The sequence below is a fragment of the Pseudomonas sp. HLS-6 genome (assembly GCF_002753995.1).
Taxonomy (GTDB): Bacteria; Pseudomonadota; Gammaproteobacteria; order Pseudomonadales; family Pseudomonadaceae; genus Aquipseudomonas; species Aquipseudomonas defluvii.
This window is the reverse complement of the sequence record NZ_CP024478.1, coordinates 2682104-2703973: the sequence shown is the minus strand read 5'-3', so window position 1 is coordinate 2703973 and position 21870 is coordinate 2682104. Positions and strand designations below refer to the sequence as shown.

At 56.4% G+C, this 21870-nt stretch carries 18 protein-coding genes and 1 pseudogene; 15 read left to right on the top strand and 4 right to left on the bottom strand.

Going from position 1 to position 21870, the window contains the following annotated elements; all coding sequences use genetic code 11:
• Positions 1–39: 39 nt before the first annotated feature.
• The 3 genes and pseudogenes from CS390_RS12785 to istA all read right to left on the bottom strand — a co-directional run.
• Positions 40–794, bottom strand: a pseudogene (locus CS390_RS12785) (IS5 family transposase); the annotation flags it as partial.
• Positions 795–1133: 339 nt separating this feature from the next.
• A complete protein-coding gene (gene istB, locus CS390_RS12780; protein WP_099773209.1) occupies positions 1134–1937 on the bottom strand; it encodes an IS21-like element ISPst3 family helper ATPase IstB in 804 nt (267 codons plus the stop codon).
• A complete protein-coding gene (gene istA / locus CS390_RS12775; protein WP_157767171.1) occupies positions 1930–3429 on the bottom strand; it encodes an IS21-like element ISPst3 family transposase in 1500 nt (499 codons plus the stop codon). Before istA ends, istB begins: the two co-directional genes overlap by 8 nt.
• A 1718-nt stretch (positions 3430–5147) precedes the next feature.
• Here istA and CS390_RS12770 point away from each other — a divergent pair.
• From CS390_RS12770 to CS390_RS12755, 4 genes are all read left to right on the top strand, one after another.
• A complete protein-coding gene (locus tag CS390_RS12770; protein WP_065757762.1) occupies positions 5148–5843 on the top strand; it encodes a 3-oxoacid CoA-transferase subunit A in 696 nt (231 codons plus the stop codon).
• Positions 5844–5851: 8 nt separating this feature from the next.
• A complete protein-coding gene (locus CS390_RS12765) occupies positions 5852–6493 on the top strand; it encodes a 3-oxoacid CoA-transferase subunit B (protein ID WP_099774821.1) in 642 nt (213 codons plus the stop codon).
• A gap of 325 nt (positions 6494–6818) precedes the next feature.
• Positions 6819–7412, top strand: coding sequence for a phosphoribosyltransferase family protein (locus CS390_RS12760; protein ID WP_099774819.1), 594 nt, complete (start codon positions 6819–6821; stop codon positions 7410–7412).
• 10 nt (positions 7413–7422) lie between these two features.
• Positions 7423–7965 (top strand): flavin reductase family protein, encoded by a 543-nt coding sequence (locus tag CS390_RS12755; RefSeq protein ID WP_099774817.1) that lies wholly within the window; start codon positions 7423–7425, stop codon positions 7963–7965.
• An 88-nt stretch (positions 7966–8053) separates the two neighbouring features.
• Here CS390_RS12755 and CS390_RS12750 read toward each other — a convergent pair whose 3' ends face one another.
• Positions 8054–9085: a GGDEF domain-containing protein gene (locus CS390_RS12750; protein ID WP_099774815.1), complete on the bottom strand. Its 1032-nt coding sequence runs from the start codon at positions 9083–9085 to the stop codon at positions 8054–8056.
• Between the two features lie 839 nt (positions 9086–9924).
• Here CS390_RS12750 and CS390_RS12745 point away from each other — a divergent pair.
• The 11 genes from CS390_RS12745 to CS390_RS12695 all read left to right on the top strand — a co-directional run bounded on the left by CS390_RS12745 (position 9925) and on the right by CS390_RS12695 (position 21729).
• The gene (locus tag CS390_RS12745) at positions 9925–11256 is read left to right on the top strand and encodes a UDP-glucose/GDP-mannose dehydrogenase family protein (RefSeq protein ID WP_099774813.1); all 1332 of its coding nucleotides are present in this window, start codon (positions 9925–9927) and stop codon (positions 11254–11256) included.
• Complete coding sequence (locus tag CS390_RS12740) at positions 11253–12248, top strand: NAD-dependent epimerase (protein ID WP_099774811.1); 996 nt, start codon at positions 11253–11255, stop codon at positions 12246–12248. Before CS390_RS12745 ends, CS390_RS12740 begins: the two co-directional genes overlap by 4 nt.
• Before the next feature lie 38 nt (positions 12249–12286).
• Entirely contained in the window at positions 12287–13030 is a 744-nt protein-coding gene (locus CS390_RS12735) for a glycosyltransferase family 2 protein (RefSeq protein WP_099774809.1), read from the top strand.
• Positions 13027–13305 (top strand): lipid-A-disaccharide synthase N-terminal domain-containing protein, encoded by a 279-nt coding sequence (locus CS390_RS12730; protein WP_099774808.1) that lies wholly within the window; start codon positions 13027–13029, stop codon positions 13303–13305. The genes CS390_RS12735 and CS390_RS12730 overlap by 4 nt, the downstream gene beginning before the upstream one ends.
• A gap of 11 nt (positions 13306–13316) precedes the next feature.
• Positions 13317–14834, top strand: a complete 1518-nt coding sequence (locus CS390_RS12725; RefSeq protein ID WP_256587632.1) for a glycosyltransferase family 39 protein — start codon at positions 13317–13319, stop codon at positions 14832–14834.
• Between the two features lie 137 nt (positions 14835–14971).
• Entirely contained in the window at positions 14972–15853 is an 882-nt protein-coding gene (locus tag CS390_RS12720; protein WP_371918262.1) for an SdiA-regulated domain-containing protein, read from the top strand.
• Between the two features lie 34 nt (positions 15854–15887).
• The gene (locus CS390_RS12715) at positions 15888–17327 is read left to right on the top strand and encodes a glycosyltransferase family 39 protein (RefSeq protein WP_099774806.1); all 1440 of its coding nucleotides are present in this window, start codon (positions 15888–15890) and stop codon (positions 17325–17327) included.
• Between the two features lie 210 nt (positions 17328–17537).
• Positions 17538–18230, top strand: a complete 693-nt coding sequence (locus CS390_RS12710) for a histidine phosphatase family protein (RefSeq protein WP_256587478.1) — start codon at positions 17538–17540, stop codon at positions 18228–18230.
• A 2-nt stretch (positions 18231–18232) separates the two neighbouring features.
• Complete coding sequence (locus CS390_RS12705; RefSeq protein ID WP_099774802.1) at positions 18233–19075, top strand: phosphatase PAP2 family protein; 843 nt, start codon at positions 18233–18235, stop codon at positions 19073–19075.
• A 64-nt stretch (positions 19076–19139) separates the two neighbouring features.
• Positions 19140–19529 carry a DUF2946 domain-containing protein gene (locus tag CS390_RS12700; RefSeq protein WP_099774800.1) on the top strand — a complete coding sequence of 130 codons (390 nt, stop codon included), beginning with the start codon at positions 19140–19142 and terminating at the stop codon, positions 19527–19529.
• A 118-nt stretch (positions 19530–19647) separates the two neighbouring features.
• Positions 19648–21729: a TonB-dependent receptor gene (locus CS390_RS12695; RefSeq protein WP_099774798.1), complete on the top strand. Its 2082-nt coding sequence runs from the start codon at positions 19648–19650 to the stop codon at positions 21727–21729.
• Positions 21730–21870: the final 141 nt, after the last annotated feature.

Genomic DNA, 21870 nt, shown 5'->3' with positions numbered 1-21870 from the left:
TTAATGCGGGATTGCGGAAGGTGACTTGGCTGGACGCTTACGGCGGTTCTCTTTCAGCCAGCCAAACATGCGCTCGATAATGTTGCGCTGTCGGTATTTGGGCCGGTCGAACAGTCTGGGTAAGCCAGGCTTGGGCTTGCGTTTCATCGAGCGCAGCGGGATGACGGGCTGCATTCGATATTGGTCGCAATAGCGGCGTAGCGCTTCGGCGTCATAGCCCTTGTCGGCAAGCAACCATTTACAGCGTTTACGCGGGCGGCCACGTTGGCTCGATGGAATGCTGACCTCGTCCAACAGTGGTTGGGCGTAGCTGATGTCACTGGCTTGACCGCCAGATAGGAGGAAGCGCAACGGTATCCCGTTGGCGTCGCAGAGCATGTGGATTTTGGTTGTCAGGCCACCGCGACTGCGGCCTAGAGCGTGATCGGCAGGCTCGTCAGCCCCCCTTTTTTCCGAGCGCCAGATGAGGCTCGGGTTGCGCGTACTGCGGTTGAGTCGATCATCCAGGTTTGCAAATCGATCAAGCCTTTCTCATTCAATCTCAGGTGCAAGCGTTTGAGCATCTGATCGAACGTCCCTTGATTTCGCCAGCCCCGAAACCGTTGATACACCGTTGACCACGGGCCAAAACGCTCCGGCATATCTCTCCACGCAGCACCGGAGCAGAGCACCCAGAGCACACCATCAAGCATCAGTCGGTCGTTCAAACGAGGCCGCCCCCGACCATGGGTTTCGATGAAGAGATCGGAGACCACATCCCAGGCCTCGTCCGAGAGTTCGTAACGCTTTGCCATCACAGAATTCCTTTCCGTTGATGGCGGGGGACTCTACAAAATCTCAGCGTTCAAGGGGCGCCATTTGGGTTTCTCGGGATTTCGTACAGAGCCTAGCCAGACCAAGACTAAGACGCCACGGCAACGCCGGCAGGAATCGATAGGGTGTTGGCGCTGATGGAAAATTGACCCACCCTGCCGATTGAAATTTGACCCAGGGCGGATTGCTGATTTTGTTACCAGCAACTGTGGATAAGTCTACCAGCGCAGCTGCTTTTGAACCCACTCCCTCGCTGTCCCAGTTCAGCTGTTGAAGACCTGCCACATGCAGCCATGCAGCAGGCCGTCGTCACCATGAAATCAGAACGACTCATCGTCCTCCGGTTCCTGGCCGTCCTTACGCTTTCGCTCCCGTGATTTGATCTTGGCCTGGGCCGCCAAGCTACTGTGTTGCAGGCGATAGGACTCGTTACCGGTTTCGACGATGTGGCAGTGGTGGGTCAGCCGATCCAGCAGGGCGGTGGTCATCTTGGCGTCGCCGAACACGCTCGACCATTCGGCGAAGCTCAGGTTGGTGGTGATCACCACGCTGGTGTGTTCGTACAGCTTGGACAGCAGGTGAAACAGCAACGCACCGCCAGCCTGGCTGAACGGCAGATAACCCAGTTCGTCGAGGATGACCAGATCCATGCGCAGCAGTGCCTGGGCGATCCGCCCGGCTTTGCCGTCGTGTTTTTCGCGCTCCAGCAGATTGACCAGATCGACCGTGGAGTAGAAGCGCACGCGCTTGCCATGCCGGGTGATGCCGGACACGGCCAGCGCGGTGGCTAGGTGGGTTTTACCGGTGCCTGGCCCACCGATCAGCACCACGTTCTGCGCGGTGTCGGTAAAGGCCAGGCTGGCCAGCTCGCTGATCAGGCGTGCGTCGGCGCTAGAGGCGTTGAAATCGAAGCTGGCCAGATCGCGGTGCATCGGCAGCTTGGCCATGTTCATCTGGTGGCTCACCGAGCGCATGGCGCGATCTGTGTGCTCTTGTTCCAGCAGGTGTTCGAGCAGCCACTTGGACGAGGCTGTGTTCGACTCACCCTGTGCAGTTAACTCCGCCCAGGCCGTGGCCATGCCGTGCAGGCGCAGCTCCTTGAGTTCCGCCATCAAATCACGCATGACCGACCTCCTCGACCTGGCCACGCAGGCGGTCGTAGCGCGCCGTGTTAGCGACGGGGGCTTCCTTGAGCGACAAGTGGGTTTCGACGCTGGGTGGTGGTTCGGATGCTGTCAGCCGTGCCACGACATTGAGGATGTGTTCGGCGCTCAGGCTGCCACTCTCCAGTACCAGCTCAACGGCTACCAGCACGGCATCGAGCCCGGCGACCGGTACGGCAGCCAGAACTTGCGCCATGATCCGGTCACCGCCGGCATGACGCCCCAGACCGTGCTTAAGCTGACGCAGCGGCGCCGGCAGATCAGCAAAGGGCGCGCCGTTGCGCAGCGCACCGGGCTTGCGTTCGATCAGCGGGAGGTAGTGCTGCCAGTCATAGCTGACCTGGTCGCGATCCAGCAAGCGGACATGGCTGGCGATCAGCGCGTCGTCAGCCACCACCTCGATTCGCGTCGGATACAAACGGCTGCTGACCCACTTACCCGCGTACTCACACGGCACCGAGTAGCGGTTGCGCCCGACGCTGACCAGGCAGGTGCTGGAGACCCGCGCAGGCCGCTCGACGTAACCGTCGAATGGCGCTGGCACAGGCATCAGTTCAGCGCGCTCCAACTCCAGCACTTCGGCCACACTCAGACCGCTGTATTGAGGGTGCGTCAGCTCGTTCCAAAGCGCGCGGCAGCGCTGGCCCAGCCAGGCATTGAGTTCCTCGAAGGAGTGAAACTGGCAGTCCTGGGCGTCTAGCCAGATACGCCTGCGGCTGTCTTGCACGTTCTTTTCAACGATGCCCTTTTCCCAACCAGCGGCGACGTTGCAGAAGTCCGGATCGAACAGGTAATGCGCGCACATCACCGCAAAGCGTGCATTCACCGCCCGGCCTTTGCCCTTATTGACCTTGTCGACGGCGGTCTTCATGTTGTCGTAGATGCCCCGGCGCGGCACGCCGCCCAAGGCGCCGAACGAGCGTGTATGGGCGTCAAATAACATCTCATGGCCCTGGCTCGGATACGCCACAAGCCAGAACGCACGGCTGGCACACAGCTTCAGATGTGCCACCTGCATACGCCGGTAAATGCCGCCGACCAGCAAGCCTTCCTCGCTCCAGTCAAACTGAAACGCCTCGCCAAGAGCAAAGGTCAGCGGCACAAAGGCCTGCGACGCCTTGCCCTGTCCCCCTCGCCAGGCACGGATAAACGCGGTGAGCTGGCTGTAGCCACCGTCATAACCATCGGCTTTGATTTGCGCCAACAGCGCCTTGGCACTGCGCCGCTGTTGCTTGGGGCGCAGCGAATCGGCTTTTAGCGCCTGCTCTAGCGTGACGTGAAAAGGGCTGAGTTTGTTAAAGATCGCGCGGCGTTGGTACACCGGCTGCTTGGCCTCAGGTGCTCTGACCCACTTGCGAATCGTGTTGCGCGCCAGCCCGGTGCGCTTGGCTATCTCATGCAGCGACAGCTTGTCGCGGAAATACATCCGCCGAATTTTGCCCATCATTTCCATACTGATCACCCTGTGTTCTCCTGCTCAAAAATTGAGCAGAAGCAGTTGAACACCTGGGTCAGTTTTCAGTCGGCAGAACAGCCTCTACTGGGTCAGTTTTCGGTCAGCGGCAACACACTCAAACCTTCAAATTGCCCTGGAACCCTTGTCCTACGCGGGCTCCAGGATTGGTGAGGTTTCGTATCGTCAAAACTGATTCCACTAATTCCTCCTTGGGCAAGGGAGCTATTCCATTTAGAGCGATTTATTGAAAAGTTATATAAATCAGCAGGTTAGGATTTCGTGGTGGAGGAATTTTTCCACTCATTTCGTTGAAAGAACCGGCCAGATCAGAGAGTTGGGTGTGCTGAGGCGCCCGGAATGCAAGGGCTTGAGGGTGCTGGAGGGGGGCTTTCCACTCAAAACGCGATTGGCGCATCAACGGAGGTTAGTGGAAACGGACACAACCGCGGGAAGAGTATCCTGATATATTATTTAACATAATATACATTATAAGTACCTTCGTATGGAGCTACCGGGACCGAGGTTGGTCAGATTTGAAGCCAGGCTCATGACGGATCAGGCTCCTTTCAGGGCTTGGAGTCCTCGGAAGTAATTTTTAGGACGTTTTCGGAACTAATTCCTTGACGGCAGCGTTTTTCCTCCGAGTCCACAAATTACTTCCTGTCACCGCTGCGTTCGACGTCCGACGTTTGCCGTGCGCTAGCCTGGACGATGTTGACCCGCAGCAGTCACAGGAGACCGGTCAGCATCCAAGAAGTTGTTCCTACCACTTCACGGGTGGTGGGATCCAATGAACAATAGATTTGATGCTCGTCAGGCCCACTAGCCGACGTCAGGTCGTGGCGTTTTCACATGGGCTGCGTCCAACAGTGAAATGTCGATTTCGAGGCTTATTTCTGGGCGTTGTTAGCCACTTTTTACGTGGTAACTACTGTTGTTAACACGTAAAAAGTGGTTTAGAGGGTGCGGTTTTACGTTGATTTTTCCCCCAAGGGCACTTACTCTCATGCAGGCTGCAATTTTAACAGTGTGCTAAGAAATGCTAACGTGGGCCATGATATTAGCCCCGGCGCCTCCTGGCAGATCTTAGAGGTCTGTACTGCGCACTAGGGGGTTAGTTTTGTGGTCCATTTTAAAGAGCACCGATTGTTCAAAGCCCCAAGCTACCCTGCTCCAGCCAGGATTTCCCTTGATGAGTTTATAACTCGACTAAATGACTATTTAGTCGAGTTATAAATCGCCCCATCGATTAGTCCTCGAAAACCGCACGCTGCCTTATCTCGGCTCTATGGTGGTTCACAGCGTTTACCTTTAAGCGAATTAATACATTCCGGGCGTTAATTAGCCCCATAAAACCTCCTCCTCAACCGCCATCTGTGATTAGGTGACCTGCCGCCCCAAGATGCCAGCCCGCATGGGTTCTATGGCCTTCAGGTGATACTTCGCTACCGCCCCTTGTCCGTAAATGCCGCTGGGAAACCAGCATAGCCAAGCGTTCTCGGCTGCCTGTGCTCTCCAGGCACTATCTGATGGTCGCATTTCGCACAACAGTTCGATAACCGCACAACATCCGTTTAGGTCTCTCTACTTGTGCCCAATCTTGCGGCACGCTATTGCGCAGTCACCAAATACTTCCTAGGTGCTGATTGGCCCACCGCTTCGCAGCGCGAGGGCCAGCTCGACAACTCACACTCCAGGAAAACCAGGAGCTCGCTTTGATTAATAAAACATTTGAGTCCATCGCCAGCGCGGTGGAAGGGATCACCGACGGTTCGACCATCATGGTCGGTGGCTTTGGCACTGCCGGCATGCCGTCTGAGCTGATCGATGCCCTGATCGCCACCGGTACCCGCGACCTGACCATCATCAGCAACAATGCTGGCAACGGTGAGGTCGGTCTTGCTGCTCTGCTCAAGGCGGGCAGCGTACGTAAGGTGGTCTGCTCCTTCCCGCGCCAGTCGGACTCCTACGTGTTCGACGAACTGTACCGGGCCGGCAAGATCGAGCTGGAAGTGGTGCCGCAAGGTAACCTGGCCGAGCGTATCCGCGCTGCGGGCTCGGGCATCGGTGCCTTCTTCTCGCCGACCGGCTACGGCACCCTGCTTGCCGAGGGCAAGGAAACCCGTGAAATCGACGGCCGCCAGTACGTTCTGGAAATGCCGCTGCACGCCGACTTCGCGCTGATCAAGGCGCACAAGGGTGACCGTTGGGGCAACCTGATCTACCGCAAGGCCGCCCGCAACTTCGGCCCGATCATGGCCATGGCCGCCAAGACTGCCATCGCCCAGGTCGACCAGATCGTCGAACTCGGTGAGCTGGACCCGGAACACATCATCACCCCGGGTATCTTCGTCCAGCGCGTGGTCGCCGTTACCGGCGCTGCCGCTTCTTCGATCGCCAAAGCTGTCTGAGGCCTGCCATGACCATCACCAAAAAGTTCTCCCGCACCGAGATGGCCCAGCGCGTGGCTGCAGACATCCAGGAAGGCGCGTACGTAAACCTGGGCATCGGCGCACCGACCCTGGTGGCCAACTACCTGGGCGACAAGGAAGTATTCCTGCACAGCGAGAACGGTCTACTGGGCATGGGCCCGAGCCCCGCTCCAGGCGAGGAAGACGATGACCTGATCAACGCAGGCAAGCAGCACGTGACCCTGCTCACCGGTGGCGCCTACTTCCACCACGCCGATTCCTTCTCGATGATGCGTGGCGGCCACCTTGACATCGCCGTACTGGGCGCCTTCCAAGTGTCGGTCAAGGGCGATCTTGCCAACTGGCACACCGGCGCCGAAGGTTCAATCCCGGCCGTAGGCGGCGCGATGGACCTCGCCACAGGCGCCCGCCAGGTGTTCGTGATGATGGACCACCTGACCAAGTCAGGCGAAAGCAAGCTCGTGCCCGAGTGCACGTACCCCCTGACCGGCATCGGTTGCGTCAGCCGCATCTACACCGACCTGGCCGTGCTGGAAGTGACGTCCGATGGACTGAAAGTGCTAGAGATCTGTGCCGATATCGACTTCGACCAGTTGCAGAAGCTCAGTGGCGTGCCGCTGATTCAGTAGCCCGCGGAAACCGTTTACATCCGCCTGCCGTTGATGGGGCTGAAGAAGGTCCATCGCCGCCAAGGCGGATTTTCCTGCGCATTAGCAGTCCTCGCCTCTCTGATCTGGCACTTAGCCAATACAGGTCCTTCAGGGGCAGCAGATCGAAGATATTTACGGCGATGCGAAAATATAGGTAGAAGCGCCCTGACCCATCGGGTACGCCAAATTATGAATCACGGTGATTCACCCCACTACTAACCCTGCCCTTACTTCATGGGAAATCGCCAAAGCAACACCACCCCTTGGGCTATGATCAATCTGTCGCCCTCAACGGGAGCGTGCCATGCCGATCACACCTTCGGGTCAGCGGTTGCGTTTGTACGACAGTGATGAACTCGATTGCATATTGCAGGCGATGGCAAGACAGGCTGCTGCGCTGTTGCCGCCTACTCAAGCCGTACTGATCGGTATCCAGCGCCGTGGTGAGCCCCTGGCCCAGCGTTTACAACGACTTCTGTCATGTCAGACCGGCCTGCCGGAACTGCCGCTGTATCCGCTGAAGGTCAAGCGCTATGCCGATGACCTGAAAGTGCTGCATACCCAAACGCAATTGACCGAAAACCCGCTTCTGGGTGCGCTAGACCTCGCGGGTAACACCTTGTTGATTGTCGATGATGTGCTTTTTGAAGGCCACTCGCTCCTGCGTACCTGCGCTTATCTCGCGCAACTCGGCGCTCGCCGGATCTACACTGCAGTACTGGTCGACCGGCATGTCTGTCAACAACCAGTCCATGCCGATATTGTCGGTGTACATCTACAAGTCGCTGCCCATGATATTGTCGAATGCAACGTTCCGCCTTATGAAGCGGAATTCTGTATTGACGTACTGCGTCATGGCGTCACCCTCGACGGCAGATCTAAAAAAACGCTGGAGTGAGCGCAACGTGATGGAAAAGATGAACATCAGTAAAGCGTTCACGCTGATCGAATCAGGTCCGATTGTTTTCGTTACCACGAATGAGGGTGAGAAGAACAATATAATGACCCTCTCGTGGACCATGGTGGTTGACTTTACGCCGATCATTGCGATCACCACGGGGCCTTGGAACTACTCATACGCCGCGCTCAGTAAATCCAGGGCGTGCGTGATTTCAATTCCTACGGTGGATCTGATTGATCATGTTGTGGGTATTGGAACCTGCAGTGGCGCCGACACCAACAAATTTGCAACGTTCGGGCTAACGCCAGTGAAAGGAAAGCATGTTAGGGCGCCCTTGATTAAAGAGTGCGTGGCGAATATCGAATGCAAGGTCATTGATATCGTCGAAAAATACAACATCGTTGTCCTTGAAGGCATCGCCGCATACTTCGACAGTTCACGCAAAGAGCAGCGAACGCTTCATGCTGTGGGGGATGGCACGTTCATTGTGGACGGTAGAAGACTGGATCGAAGAAAAATGATGCAATCGAAGATCCCGGACGGCGTGTAGCCTTCATGCTGCAGACGCCACGATAAAGCGGCTGACATAGGGCAGGTGCAACTCGCCACCCTGCCCTGTTGACAGCCCCTCGCTAATGTCACTGTACCTGGTTACGGCCATTGCGCTTGGCACGGTACAGAGCATCGTCGGCACGCGTGATAAGACTCTCCACGCTGTCATCACTTTCGGCAAAGGCAACGCCGAATGATGCGGTCACGGTGTCGAGCAATTCATCTGTGCTCCGTGTCTTGATTCGCAGCGTTCGGATTTTCAGGCGCAACTGCTCGGCAAAGGCATAGACGCTATCAATATCGGCACATCGTTGCAGGATGACGCAGAATTCTTCGCCGCCATAGCGCGCCGCTACGCCATGAGGAGGAAGGGCGTTGCGGAGTAGTTGGCCAACATGCTGCAGTACGCGATCACCTAGTGGATGCCCGTACTGGTCGTTGAACTGCTTGAAGTGGTCAATGTCCAGCATGACCAATGCTACGCCATCAGGCCCTTTGCTCAGTGCTTGCTCCAGCAAGCGTGTGAAGGTGTTTCGGTTGAATACCTGTGTCAGGCTGTCGACCGTAGCCGCGAGTTGAACGCGTTCAAGCTTTGCTCGCAGACTGGTGATCTCGTTTTGGGCCGCGCGCAGCTGGCCGAGAAAAAGCGCCTGTTGATCCTGTATGAGCTGGGTGCTCTGTTGCAACTCGCTCAGTATGCTGGGCAAGGCGATCGGTTCATCAAGCATCTCTATGCAATGCTCCAGGCTGGCCTGGAAGTTCAGGTTAACCTTTACGCTATGCGAGACGTCACGCTCCATGTCGTCAACGAGGTCGATAGCTTGCTGTTGCCCGGCGCGGGCCTCTTCCAACTCGTCTCGAATGATGAAGTCGCGAAAAAGCTTGGTGGCGGACTCTGCGGGGAAACCGCCTTCCTCCAGGACAAGCCGATCCAGTTGGTGATTGAGCTCGGGCTCCTGCCCTCTACAGTACGTATACCAAAGCGCGTAGTGCACAGGGTTGGTAGGGATGCTGTGACGCATCATCAGGGGTACAGCTTGCTTCAGCAAGGCCGCCGCTTCTTGTGTGTCCTCTGGGTACAACGCTAGAGCAGTAGCGTGCCTTTCTGGTTCTCTCATCACGTGATAGTCGCTGGTTATTATTCGTAAGAATATACAACAAGAACCGTATAACTATAAGTCTATTACGGTAAGAAACCCTGCGTTCTTCTTGAGCCTGGCAAGGCCACACCCTCCTCCGTGCAGGCCCTTGCCCTACGCGTGTTGCACTTTGTTTCGGGTCTTCCTGCGCTGGAATTTTCCTCAACCGCTAGGTAGCATGCGAAAACCTGATGTAGCACAACTCCGGCGCAGCCATAACGCTCTAGGCTGAGGTTCGACGGATGATGAGGCATGGGTCTATCGGCCCAACAATAAAAACAAGAAATGCAATGCGACGGCAGGCCGTCACCGACGCCCAAATGGCGGACATTGCAGATCAAGGTGATTGAGCATGCTGTACGAAGGCTTGGCGAAAGATTCCACCTTAACGATCAACGGCCTTCCAGCCGAGGGACCCTGCGCGCGCGTTACGCAAGCCCTGAGTGCTCTTCCCTCCTGTTTCGATGGCCGGCTTCTGCGGTACGCCTTTTCCGTCTCGAGCAATCCCCTTCATCCACAAGCAGGCCTATCTATGGGCTCTTGGCCCGGGCGCCCCCTTCACAAGCGAATTTCCAGCTCTGCGAAACTGGCCGTAATCACTGTATCTACTACCCTCTTTCAGCCAAACACCCAGCCGTTTACCGCGAACCGCACCTTGCCCTGCAAGGCTGAGCGGCATTCCTGTATTTCTGGATTAATTTGGTGCAATAACAAAATTTTAACAAATTTGTGACATTTTTTTTCAGAGCTCTCGCAAAGCATCTTGGCCTGCCTGCTACCAGGTTTATAGCATGCGTTTCGATAAGGAATAGCAAAGGATGAAGGTCACTGTTTTTGGAACCGGCTACGTCGGTCTTACACAAGCTGCATGCCTTGCCGAAGTCGGGCATTCGGTGTGCTGTGTGGATGTCGACGAGCAGCGTATAGCTTCTCTGCTTGAAGGGCACTGCCCTATTTTCGAGCCCGGTCTCCCAGCTTTGTTGGAAAAAAACCTCGCATCAGGGCGGCTCCAGTTCACCACGGACGCCGCGTTGGCTACTGCCTTTGCTGACATCGTCTTTATTGCAGTGGGCACCCCTCCCTGTGAGGACGGCAGTGCTGACCTGCGCAACGTTTTCGCGGTGGTCGAAACACTGATGGCTTACGCCACACACGACAAGGTCATTATCAATAAATCGACCTCTCCTGTAGGCACCGTCGACAGGATCAAAAGCATGATTGCCGATCGATCCAACGGCAGCGCGCTACGTTTTGAAGTGGTCAGCAACCCCGAGTTTCTCAAGGAAGGCTCCGCCGTCAATGATTGCATGCGACCTGAGCGCATCATTATTGGGGGCGCACAACCTGCCACCATTGAATTGATTCGCGAGCTTTACCAACCGTTCAGCCGGAATCGCGAAAAAATCATCGAGATGGATGCGCGCAGCGCCGAACTCACCAAGTACGCCGCTAACTGCATGCTCGCCACGAAAATCTCCTTCATCAACGAGATGGCCAACCTGGCGGAGCATTTGGGTGCCGATATCGAGATGGTCAGACGTGGCATCGGCTCCGACTCGCGAATTGGTTACGACTTCATCTACCCCGGCTGCGGCTTTGGCGGTTCCTGTTTCCCCAAGGATCTCTCAGCCTTGCAAAAAACAGCCGAGCTTGTGGATTTCGACACCCAACTGTTGCGCGCCGTAGACGCGGTCAATCAGCGACAGAAGCACCGCTTGTTCGAAAAGATACAGCGCCATTATCGCAACGAACTGCGCGGCAAGGTCTTCGCGGTGTGGGGGCTTGCGTTCAAACCCAACACTGATGACATTCGTGAAGCCTCCAGTCGCGTGTTGCTGGAAGCCTTGTGGAAGGCCGGTGCGCGGGTTCAGGCCCATGATCCTCAAGCGATGCAGGAGTTTGAGCGTCATTATGGCCAACGCTCTGACTTGCAGTTAATGTCATCCAAGGAAGGCACATTGCAAGGTGCCGATGCGTTGGTCATCGTCACCGAATGGCAGGATTTCCGCGTGCTTGACCTGGAGCAGGTTCCCCAACTGCTTGCTGACCGGGTGGTGTTTGACGGCAGAAACCTGTTTGACCCCGAGCACATGGCCGCCGCAGGCCTTGCCTACTACGGCATAGGACGTGGGCGGGTGGACAGCGAATGACGGTACTGATTACAGGCGCAGCAGGTTTTATCGGCTTCCACACGGCTAAACGCTTGTGCGAGCAAGGTGTCGACGTTCTAGGTATCGACAACCTCAATGACTACTACAGCGTTGAGCTCAAGCGTGACCGGTTGAAGGCATTATCAGGGTTTAAAAACTTCCGTTTTCAAACCATGGACATCGTCGACAAGCCAGCATTGCTCGCCTTGTTCGAAGCGCACGCCTTCAGCGAGGTAATACACCTCGCTGCACAGGCCGGCGTTCGCTATTCCCTGGATAATCCGGATGCATACGGCTCATCCAATCTGGTTGGTTTCCTGAATGTGCTCGAAGCCTGTCGATATCACATGCCCCGGCATTTGATCTACGCCTCGAGCAGCTCGGTCTATGGCTCGAACGACAAGCTACCGTTCTGTATCGAAGATGCCGTCGATCACCCGGTTTCTCTGTATGCCGCCAGCAAGCGCGCCAATGAGCTGATGGCGCACAGTTACTCCCACTTGTTTGGTATTCAGGCCAGTGGCTTGCGCTTCTTTACGGTCTACGGGCCGTGGGGACGTCCAGATATGGCGCTGTTCAAATTTACCCGGGCGATCCTCGAAAACCAGCCAATCGATATCTACAACGACGGAAATATGTCACGCGACTTTACCTACGTCGACGACATTGTCGAGAGCATCGTACGCCTTCGGTTAAGACCTCCGTCATGGCAGTCGCCAGAGAAGGACGCCGTCGCACCGGCCGTTCCTAGCAAGCTTTACAACATTGGCCGCGGTCAGCCGGTAAAGCTTCTGGACTTCGTTGAGTGCCTTGAGTCCGCTCTGGGTATCAAGGCAAAACGCAACTTGTTGCCCATGCAGGCAGGCGATGTTGAAAAAACCTGGGCTGATGTTTCGGCGTTGGCCAAATGGGTCGATTTTTCGCCTTCCGTTACAGTTCAAACGGGCGTCGCTGAATTTGTGAGGTGGTACCGAAACTATTACCGAGTCTAGGCAAGGCACAACACCATAGAAATAGTTGCGGGAGCGTCATGAGCAAGAACATTTACATCTCTGTGCTGATTCCAGCAAAGAATGAAGCGGCAAATCTACCACCTTTGCTGCACGAGATACGTGCAGCTCTCGATGGCGAAGCGTACGAGATTATCGTGGTCGACGATGGTAGTACCGACAACACGCTGGAAAAACTGCGCAACCTGAAAAGCGGCGGTTTCGATCAGTTGAGAATCTTGCATCAGGCGCGTTCGCTCGGGCAGAGCACTTCGATCTATAACGCCGCCCAGGCCGCGCATGGGCACTGGCTGGTGACGCTCGACGGCGACGGCCAGAATGACCCCGCCGATATCCCAAGCATGATCGCATTGGTTCGTGGCAGTGAAGGCGATGCCGACGGCATCAAACTCGTCGCAGGACACCGGGTGAACCGTCGTGATACGGCCAGCAAGCGCTGGGCTTCGCGATTCGCCAATGGCCTGCGCAGCCGCATGCTCAAGGACGCTACGCCAGACACCGGTTGCGGGCTCAAGCTGATAGAGCGGGCAGCGTTCTTGCGCCTGCCCTACTTCGATCATATGCACCGTTACCTGCCAGCACTTATCCAGCGCAATAAATGCCGAATGCTGGTGCATCCAGTCAATCACCGCCATCGCCAGGCCGGGACCTCGAAGTACGGCAACCTGGACCGTGCACTGGTGGGGATTCTTGACCTGCTGGGTGTCTGGTGGCTAATCCGCCGTACCCGTTTCGACGCCACCCCCCAAGAGGTGGATGTATGAACATTACTCGGGAAACACTCTGGCTCATACTGGGGTTTACCGGGCAGGCTGTCTTTACCGGGCGCTTTTTGCTTCAGTGGATCTATAGCGAAGTCAAAAAACGCAGCCTGATTCCTGTGGGGTTCTGGTACTTGAGCATTCTTGGCAGTGCACTGCTGCTGGTGTATGCGATCTACCGGCAAGACCCGGTTTTCATCGCCGGTCAAGCCTTCGGCTTCATCGTCTACTTGCGCAATCTGCAGCTGATTGCCCGTAACAAAACGCTTAAGGAATAAGCCTGGTGCGTATGTTCACCTCCCACAGGACTGAACGCCTCGCGTTTGCCCTGCTAGCCCTTGTACTGGTGGGCGCCGGCCTCGGCTTGCGTCAACCAATGAATGTCGACGAAGAGCGCTTTCTTGGTGTGGCTCTGGAAATGCTGCAAAGCGGTTCCTGGTTCATTCCACATCGTGCCGCTGAAATCTATCCAGATAAACCGCCGTTGTTCATGTGGGCGGTTGCGTTCTTCACCTGGTTGACAGGCCTGCCAAAGGTCGCATTGTACTTGCCCGGGCTACTTTCGGCGGTCACCGCCACGGTAGTGCTGCATGATCTCGGGCGTCGTTTGTGGAACCGCCGCGTCGGCCGCATTGCTGCCCTGCTCTTCCTTGCCACCTACCAGACCTACAGTATTCTGCGTACTGGCCAGATCGACAGCTTTTTATGCTTGTGGGTGGCGCTGGGCATGTACGGCCTGGTTCGTCATCTTTTGCTTGGTCCCGCCTGGGGCTGGTTCTACCTGGGCTGTGCGGCGATGGGCTTCGGGGTGATCAGTAAAGGGGTCGGCTTTGTCCCCGCGCTCATGTTGATCCCCTACGCCTATGCCGTCAGCAAGGGCTGGAAGGGTGTGGTTGCCATGCCTGGGCAAGGGCGACGCTGGTGGCTGGGGTTGATGGTCATGCTGCTGGCCATTGCAGTCTGGCTAGTACCTTTGGTGGTAACGGCGCTGTCGAGCGGCAATGCTGCAGAGCTGGCCTATATCAAGGAAATTCTGTTACGCCAAACCGCTCATCGCTACGCCAGTGCATGGGATCACCGTGAACCGTTCTGGTACTTTTTCGTCAAGGTAATCCCGCAGTATTGGCTGCCGATGTTCCTCGCCTTGCCCTGGCTGGTACCGGCGTGGCGCCGGCAACTGCTCAAGCACGACGGGCGTGTGCTGGTATTGCTGGGCTGGGTCATTCTCGTGGTGCTGTTCTTCTGCTTGAGCACCGGCAAACGCAAGTTGTACATCTACCCGGCGCTGCCAGGCCTGGCCTTGGTTGCTGCCCCCTTGGTGCCTTGGTTGCTTCGCCGCTGGTTCGGCCAGCGCCCCATGGGGCGCAAGATTTTCACAGCAGTAGCGATCCTGTGGTTCTGCCTCTGGTTTGCTCGCGGTTTTGTCGAAGCTCACAAGGAAGGTCGCAATCCACATGAAACGCTGATGAACGAGACCGCCGCACTGACCCAAGGTGCCGATCTGGTGCTTGTCAATTGGCGCGAAGGGCACTGGTTGTTCGCGAAGCAGCCGATTATCCACTTTGGCTTCCTTAGCGGATCGAAGATCGACCAGGCTGCCTTATGGTTGCATGAGCATCCCAAGGCCTATGCACTGGTACCCGCCAGTGAACTTGAGCGCTGCTTCCAGGCAGACAAGGCTCGTAAATTAGGCGAAACGTCACGCGCGCAGTGGTTCCTGGTCGGTGCCGACGCCGATAACGGTAGTTGCCGCCCGGCACCGCCAACCAACGTGTACCGCTTCAGCTGGCACACCAGCCCCCTGTAATTCCTTGATTTGATCACCAGGCCGTCAGCGGCCTGGTTACCTCGTATTGCCTGGAGATTGATGCAGTGATTTCAGTTGCAGGGAAAACAGCGCGTGGGCTACCGGTTCTCGCTACACCGAAGTGGATTGGCGCAGCGATATTGTTGATCGTGCTCGTGTTGGCCTATACCGCATCCTCACGCTATTTCATACATCAGCAGATCTACGCTCAATTACGCACTGCCTGGGCAGGAGACACGGCGCCTGGTCAGAACATCTGGTTACCTGACTACAAGGTGGTCATTGATGGAAAGGTGGTGGAAAGCACGCTGAGGAATCTCTCAGCCATCACGTACGACTACGATCAGAATCGCCTGCTGGCCATCACTAACAACACGCCAATGGAGTTGTTGGTACTGAGCAAGGCTGGCGATATCGTCAGTCGCTACCCGCTGGAGGGTTTTAAAGACACCGAAGGCTTGGCCTACCTGGGTCACGGCCGTGTGGTGGTAGCTGACGAAGACCTGCAACGACTCAATGTGGTCACCCTGCCGACAGAGGTTCGCCCGATCAAAGCCGATGACACTCAATTCATCAGCCTGGCGATCAATCTTACCAATACAAACAAAGGGTTTGAGGGTGTGACCTACGATGCTGAACATGACCGGTTGTTCGCCATCAAGGAGCGGGATCCACGTCAGCTGTTTGAAGTCAGCGGGATGATTAATTCGATAGAGGCGCCACTGAAGATCAAAGTGGCTGACCTTACTTCGTGGGTCGATCGCAGTGTCTTTGCCAGGGATTTGTCGGATGGCTACTACGACGCTGCCACTGGCCACATGCTGATTCTGAGTGATCAATCGAAGTCCATCACCGAACTGGATCAGGACGGGAATTTTGTCAGCACTCGTTCACTGCGCGGTGGTATTAGCGACATGAAGCAGAGCGCACCTCAGGCCGAAGGCATGACGATGGACAGTGATGGCAACCTGTATGTGGTCAGTGAGCCGAACCTGTTTTACCAGTTCAAGAAACAGTAAATACACCTGACGCGGCTGTTTGAGGGGGTTGCACATGAAGTTTGCTGCCGGCAACGCAACACGCGCCTTCACCATCATCGCTTTAATGCTGGTCTTGTTATTGCTGTTCTGGGGCTTGGGTAGCATACCGCTCTTGAGTGTGAACGAGGCACGCCGTGCCGTGACTTCTCGAGAGATGCTGGAAACCGGTCAATGGCTTTTGCCGTATATGAACGGTGATCTGTACCTCTCCAAGCCGCCGCTCTTCTACTGGTTGACGCTGATGTCCTCTCAAATGCTGGGGGCACTGAGCGAATGGAGCCTGCGCCTGCCGTCAGCCCTGTTTGCCGCGCTTGGCTGCGGCCTTGTTTACTGGCAGGGAGTGCGCCTGGCGGGGCGTCAGGTTGGTTTGTTCGCGTTGATTTTTCTTGCTGCCAATGCCGGCTTCAGCCTCTTCGCGCGCCGCGCAGAAATTGAAATGACACTTACGGGCCTATGTTTCATGGCCCTGCTTGCCGCCTGGCAGTACCTGTTTTATGAAGGTCGTCGGGGCTGGGTATGGCTCAGCTACGCCCTATTGGGTTGTGCGCTGCTGACCAAGGGGCCGGTTTGCTTACTGTGGGTGACTGCGCCTGTTTTGGCATTTGCACTCATTACGCGCTCGGCAAAGGCCAAGGCTTACCTGTGTGATGGATGGGGCTGGCTGATCGCCTTGGCAATCGGTAGTTCCTGGTACCTGGCTGTTTCGCTGCAGGAGGGCTGGAGCATTTGGGCCGGCATTCTGAATGAAGATATTGTCAAAAAAATCTCCGGTCAGGGGGCTGAGTCCTGGTATGCCTACCTGTTGTACCTGGCTGGCGACTTCTTTCCATTCTGGCTGGTGTTGCTGGTTCAGCCGCGCCAACTGTGGCGCAGCCTTCGCGAACGCCCCGAGCTGATGCTGCTGTTTTGCTGCAGTGTGCTGCCCTTGGTCCTCTTCTCACTGTTTACCGAAAAACACGCCAAGTACCTGCTACCCACCTATCCGGCGGTTGCATTGCTGCTGGCCTGGCAGTGGAGCGAGGTGTTGTCGCGCGTGGGCAATGCCTGGCGCAAGCTGATGATCGGTCTGCCGCTAGTCGTGCTGGCGGGCTTTACCGTGTTCTATATGGGCTTCGAGTCCAGAGCCTTTGCGCATCGGATCGCTGGGTTCCCACAAATCAGTAGCGCTGCTGCAGCCCATCCTGAACTGCCTGCTTACAGCCTGCTCCCCCCGGATATGCGCCTGGTCTATTACATGGGGCGTCCAGTTGCGACGATAAGTGCCGAGCAGGCGCTGGCACGCACCGAGGCCCCCGGGTTGCTGTTTGTCCAGGCACCACTCCCGGCAGAACTCAACGCACTGCAACCCTGCGTGCTGGCGCAGGTTGAGCCCTATCTGAAACCAAAACGGCGCGCACTGTTGATCGGCCTTGGAACGGCCTGCCCCAAAACACCTCTTTCTGTCACACAGTGACACTACCCTTGTGTTCCCTGCCCGGGCCTGCCGGGTGGGGACGCGCGGATGAATTGCCAGATGCTTGACGGCTACTGACCCTTAGCCGTTTTCACACGCCCTTCACACCCGTTTGACGAGTCATTTCCTCCCGCGTCGCTATCTTCTGCGCACAACGCTCTTTCGCGGTGCTTTGCCGCAGCCCCCTCAAAAATATTGCACTGGAGTTGCATGATGCTGCACGCAGTGATTGGCCGGGCAGAAGCTCTTCCGCTTGCGCTACGCCACAAGTACGCGCGCCCTCTCAAACTTGCCGCTGGCCTTGCGGTGGCAGCTGTACTGGGGGCGCTTGCCGTCTGGTTCATGGCATGGCCGCATGTGCCGGACCTCAGCGCCAGCGGTGCGATGGCCAAAGCCGGCGTTTATGAGGGCTGGAAAAAAGGCGAAGTTGTTGTACTGATACGCCACGCGGAACGCTGCGATCGCTCAAAGGCGCCCTGCCTTGCTGCGCCCGAGGGGATTACCATCAATGGTAGCCAGGCCGCTGCACAGGTCGGCAAGGGACTCAAATCGTTTGGTCTTGCGCAAACCGATATTTTCGCCAGTCCTTTGCTAAGGACACAGCAGACAGCTGATTGGATTGTCGGTAATGCGGTCGCCAGTCAAGACTGGTTGAAGCTCTGCGACAAGGGGTTTGCCAACAATGTGCTTGAGCACAAGACGCCCAATCGGAATCTGGTGCTGGTGACTCACAGTGGCTGTATCGATCAGTTTGAACGTGAGCAGAATGTGCCGGGCGGCGAACGCTCGATTGCCTATGCACAGGCGTTGTTTGTTTCAGTCAGTGACAAAGGCCTGCCACGAATTCTCGGTAGCATTTCAGCTGATGAGTGGCAGAAAGTCGCACAGCAAGCGGTGAACTAACAATGCAGGCCATATCGCGTGAAGCGTTTTATCGGGTGAACGTGGGTTATGTCCTGTTGTTTGCGTTGGCGGTGTTTGTCCTGTTCGACCTGGCAGACCTTGACCATTTATTCAGCGATCTGCTCTATGACCCCGTCACCGGCGTGTTTCCACTTGAACACAACACACTGTTTGAAAAGATCACTCATAAATGGGCCCGGGTAATCCCGGACTGGACAGGTGAAATAGCGATCATCGGCTCGCTGCTGTCGTTTATCTGGCCTCGCCTCGCCCCTCATCCCCAATCGCGGGTCACAACTGCCCTGGAAGCCGCCCGTATCGCGCCCGTGTTGCGCTTTACCACCCGTTATCGCCGCGATTTTCTGTTTGTCGTATTGGCCTTTTCTCTGAGCACGGGTGTTATCCACTACCTGAAAAGCCACACGGGCGTGTATTGCCCCGTAGAAACCACACTGTATGGCGGCAAGGAAATTCGCGTGGAGTGGTTCCATAACTTCTCTTTGTGGCAAAAGGCAGGCCCTGGAAGATGTTGGCCAGGGGGTCATGCTTCCGGTGGCTTCAGTATGCTGGCCCTGTACTTCATTGCGCGACGCTACCGTTGGCAACACACTAGAAAGGTGTTGATGGGGGCGCTATTGCTTGGTTTTGTCTTCGGCACGACGCGGGTGCTGCAAGGCTGGCACTTTATGTCCCATACCTTTTGGTCGGGGATATTTGTCTGGCTAAGTACGTTGATGGTCGCACTGGCGCTTTATGGTAGAGAACGTCTGTCCCAGCCGCTCGCCGCGCCGTTGCCAGGAGTGGCCGAATACACTCACGCCGGATGTGACAAAATGGCACACTGACGCGCTTTTACATCTGCGCCCCACTGCGGCTAAATAGTGGCTTCATAACTCAGCCCTTCCCCTAATGGCCTCGTTGAAACGCATAAGCCCCTGGATTGCCTGCCTGGCTGTGCTGTTCAACCTGCTGACCATGCCCATAGGCCGTGCGCTACAGACGCAAGATGTGCAGTTGCCGCTGTGGGGCGGTTTCTGCTCCGCAAACCCTTCTACCCCTCGCGTGCCTGCGCTCGACAAACTGATCGATACGCATGCACCCGCGTCACTGAAAATCAGTATGCAGCATGGCGATTGCTGCTGTGGCCACAATGGCCAGGCTGCGTTGCCTTCGCCATACGTTCGGCATGTCTTTGGATTGTTCGCTGTCGATGCCGAACTGCGTAATCCGGTGCTTCCACCATCGTCTCCCCGCCGGCTCTGGCCACGTCTCAACCCCCGCGCCTCTCCTGTTGCCTGATCACTAAGTCCAGTCCTTCCAGACCGTATCTGGCAAGGCATTTATTGCCGGGCCCTGGGCGATTTCGCACCGCCCATTGGCACGATTGAGTTTTCTTGGTTATCAGGACGTATGCGTTATGCCTGCTCCATGTAGTTTGCCGCGTGTAAAACAACGCGTTGTTTCCCACTCGTTTCTTGCCTTGCTCAGCGCCAGCCTGTCTGCATTTGATCCACTTTCAATCGCCGTTGCAGCAACCTCAAGCAGCGAAGACTCCACACTCACCCTTGGCACTGTCACTGTTTCAGGTGCAGCAGCAGGCCCCTTGGCAACCAGCAGCGTAGTCAGCTCTGTCGATATTCTTGGGGGCGATATCCTCGAAAAAATGCCAGTCAACTACAGCTGGGAGCTGTTCAGCCGCGCACCGGGGGTGATGCTCACCGAGTTCAACCAAGGCACTACCTCGGGGAAAATTTCTTTCCGAGGCTTCAACGGTGAAGGCGAAGTGAATGCCGTCAAGTTGTTGATTGATGGCATTCCGAGCAACAGCAACGACGGCAACATGCCGTATATGGACATGATTTTCCCCCTCGAACTCGACAGCATCGAGGTGGTGCGCGGCACCAGTGATGCGCGTTACGGTCTGAACAACATCGCAGGCAATGTGAACATGTTGACCCATACCAGCGGTGACTACACCAAGGCCAGGGTCCGCTATGGCAGCTTCAATACCCAAGAGACCCAATTGGCCAAGGGCATCGAAAGCAGCAACTGGACTCAAAACTACTTCATTGCCTACCAGAAAGCCGATGGCTACCGTGACCATGCCGAGGCTGACCGGTATTCCATGTCAGGCAAGTGGTTCTATACCCCGGACGACGACAGCTACCGTATAGGCCTGATTGCCCGTCACTATGAAACCGAAGCTCAGGAGCCCGGCTACCTGACAGAAGATGACGCCCGCCATCATCCCACTATGACCAACAGCTACAACGCGACGGACAAGGGCACGCGGCGGATGAACCAGGTCAGCCTGCATTTCGATACCGAGCTGACCGACAGCCTGGCCTGGTCGGCTAAAACCTACGTCAATACCTACGATGACCGTCGCTGGACACAGTACTGGCGCACCAGCTCCCAACAGGAGCGCGACACCTATGAAACCCAATACGGTGCCCTTACCTCCCTGACCTGGCGCCCTGAAGTCAACGGGTTGTATGACTTTGCGTTGGAAGGCGGTGCAGATGTGCAACAGCAACAGAACAAGAGTGAGCGTTACAAAACCAAGTCTCGTGTGCGCCAATCCCAGACGCGGGATCAAGCATTCGACTTTGACACGTACGGTGCTTATGTTCAGGCCGAGATCAAACCGTTCGAGTCGTTGAAAATCGTCCCTGCCTACCGGGTCGATAAAATCCAGGGTGATTTCACCAATGAAATGACCGGCACGGATTACGACATCAACGACTACGGGCTGATCAAACAGCCCAAGCTCAGCATTGTTTACTCACCCTGGGCAGTGGCCAGCGTTTATGCCAACTGGGGGCGTACATTTCAGGTGGGTACAGGCGCAGCCGCGTACAAGATTCCTCCGCGTACCACCGACCTGGAGCCCTCGATCAATGAGGGCTGGGAAACCGGCGTCAAATTCAACCCGAGTGACTGGGTCGATGGACGTATCGCCTATTGGCAACAGGAGGCCACTGGTGAAGTCAGCCGCCGTCTCAACGACCCGAGCGGAGAATCGGACAACGTTGGTGAAACCCGGCGCTGGGGATACGACCTGCAGGTGAACATGTATCCCAATGAGCGTATCGATTTCTGGATGGCCTACGCCTGGCAATATTCAAAGATCCTGCAGCCCAGTGCGACCTTGCCTGACAGTAAAGGCCAGGAAATCGACCACGTACCGCATCATTTGTACAACGCCGGCGTCAGCTACCAGGCTACACCTGCCCTGCAGTTGACGGCATGGATGAATGGACAGACCAATTACTACCTGGAACGGCAGAACACCCAAGGTACCTACGGCGGTTATGTGTTGATGAACCTTGGTGCTGTCTACAAGGTGGCCGAGTCGGTCAGCGTCGACGTACAGCTCAAGAACCTGACAAACCGCTATTACGAATACGTCTGGTACGACCCGGATGGCGCCGATGCGTCACTGCACTCACCTGGCGACGGGCGTGCGCTCTACACCGGCATCACGTTTGATCTCTGAACACCCGTTTGCAGTGGGGGCACTCCGCCCCTGCTGCTGCCACCTCAAGCGGGCAGCAAAGTGAAAAATTATGGGGCTACAGTAGCGCTTGGCGATTAAAAACGCGCCGGTGGATTTGCTCAATTGCAGCGCACTTCTATA

What these genes read in the sequence shown, in the direction of transcription:
- istB (WP_099773209.1), bottom strand. Translation starts at nt 1,937, where the DNA reads ATGCGTGATTTGATGGCGGAACTCAAGGAGCTGCGCCTGCACGGCATG.
- istA (WP_157767171.1), bottom strand. Translation starts at nt 3,429, where the DNA reads ATGGAAATGATGGGCAAAATTCGGCGGATGTATTTCCGCGACAAGCTG.
- CS390_RS12765 (WP_099774821.1), top strand. Translation starts at nt 5,852, where the DNA reads ATGACCATCACCAAAAAGTTCTCCCGCACCGAGATGGCCCAGCGCGTG.
- CS390_RS12760 (WP_099774819.1), top strand. Translation starts at nt 6,819, where the DNA reads ATGCCGATCACACCTTCGGGTCAGCGGTTGCGTTTGTACGACAGTGAT.
- CS390_RS12755 (WP_099774817.1), top strand. Translation starts at nt 7,423, where the DNA reads ATGGAAAAGATGAACATCAGTAAAGCGTTCACGCTGATCGAATCAGGT.
- CS390_RS12750 (WP_099774815.1), bottom strand. Translation starts at nt 9,085, where the DNA reads ATGAGAGAACCAGAAAGGCACGCTACTGCTCTAGCGTTGTACCCAGAG.
- CS390_RS12745 (WP_099774813.1), top strand. Translation starts at nt 9,925, where the DNA reads ATGAAGGTCACTGTTTTTGGAACCGGCTACGTCGGTCTTACACAAGCT.
- CS390_RS12740 (WP_099774811.1), top strand. Translation starts at nt 11,253, where the DNA reads ATGACGGTACTGATTACAGGCGCAGCAGGTTTTATCGGCTTCCACACG.
- CS390_RS12735 (WP_099774809.1), top strand. Translation starts at nt 12,287, where the DNA reads ATGAGCAAGAACATTTACATCTCTGTGCTGATTCCAGCAAAGAATGAA.
- CS390_RS12730 (WP_099774808.1), top strand. Translation starts at nt 13,027, where the DNA reads ATGAACATTACTCGGGAAACACTCTGGCTCATACTGGGGTTTACCGGG.
- CS390_RS12725 (WP_256587632.1), top strand. Translation starts at nt 13,317, where the DNA reads ATGTTCACCTCCCACAGGACTGAACGCCTCGCGTTTGCCCTGCTAGCC.
- CS390_RS12715 (WP_099774806.1), top strand. Translation starts at nt 15,888, where the DNA reads ATGAAGTTTGCTGCCGGCAACGCAACACGCGCCTTCACCATCATCGCT.
- CS390_RS12710 (WP_256587478.1), top strand. Translation starts at nt 17,538, where the DNA reads ATGATGCTGCACGCAGTGATTGGCCGGGCAGAAGCTCTTCCGCTTGCG.
- CS390_RS12705 (WP_099774802.1), top strand. Translation starts at nt 18,233, where the DNA reads ATGCAGGCCATATCGCGTGAAGCGTTTTATCGGGTGAACGTGGGTTAT.
- CS390_RS12700 (WP_099774800.1), top strand. Translation starts at nt 19,140, where the DNA reads ATGGCCTCGTTGAAACGCATAAGCCCCTGGATTGCCTGCCTGGCTGTG.
- CS390_RS12695 (WP_099774798.1), top strand. Translation starts at nt 19,648, where the DNA reads ATGCCTGCTCCATGTAGTTTGCCGCGTGTAAAACAACGCGTTGTTTCC.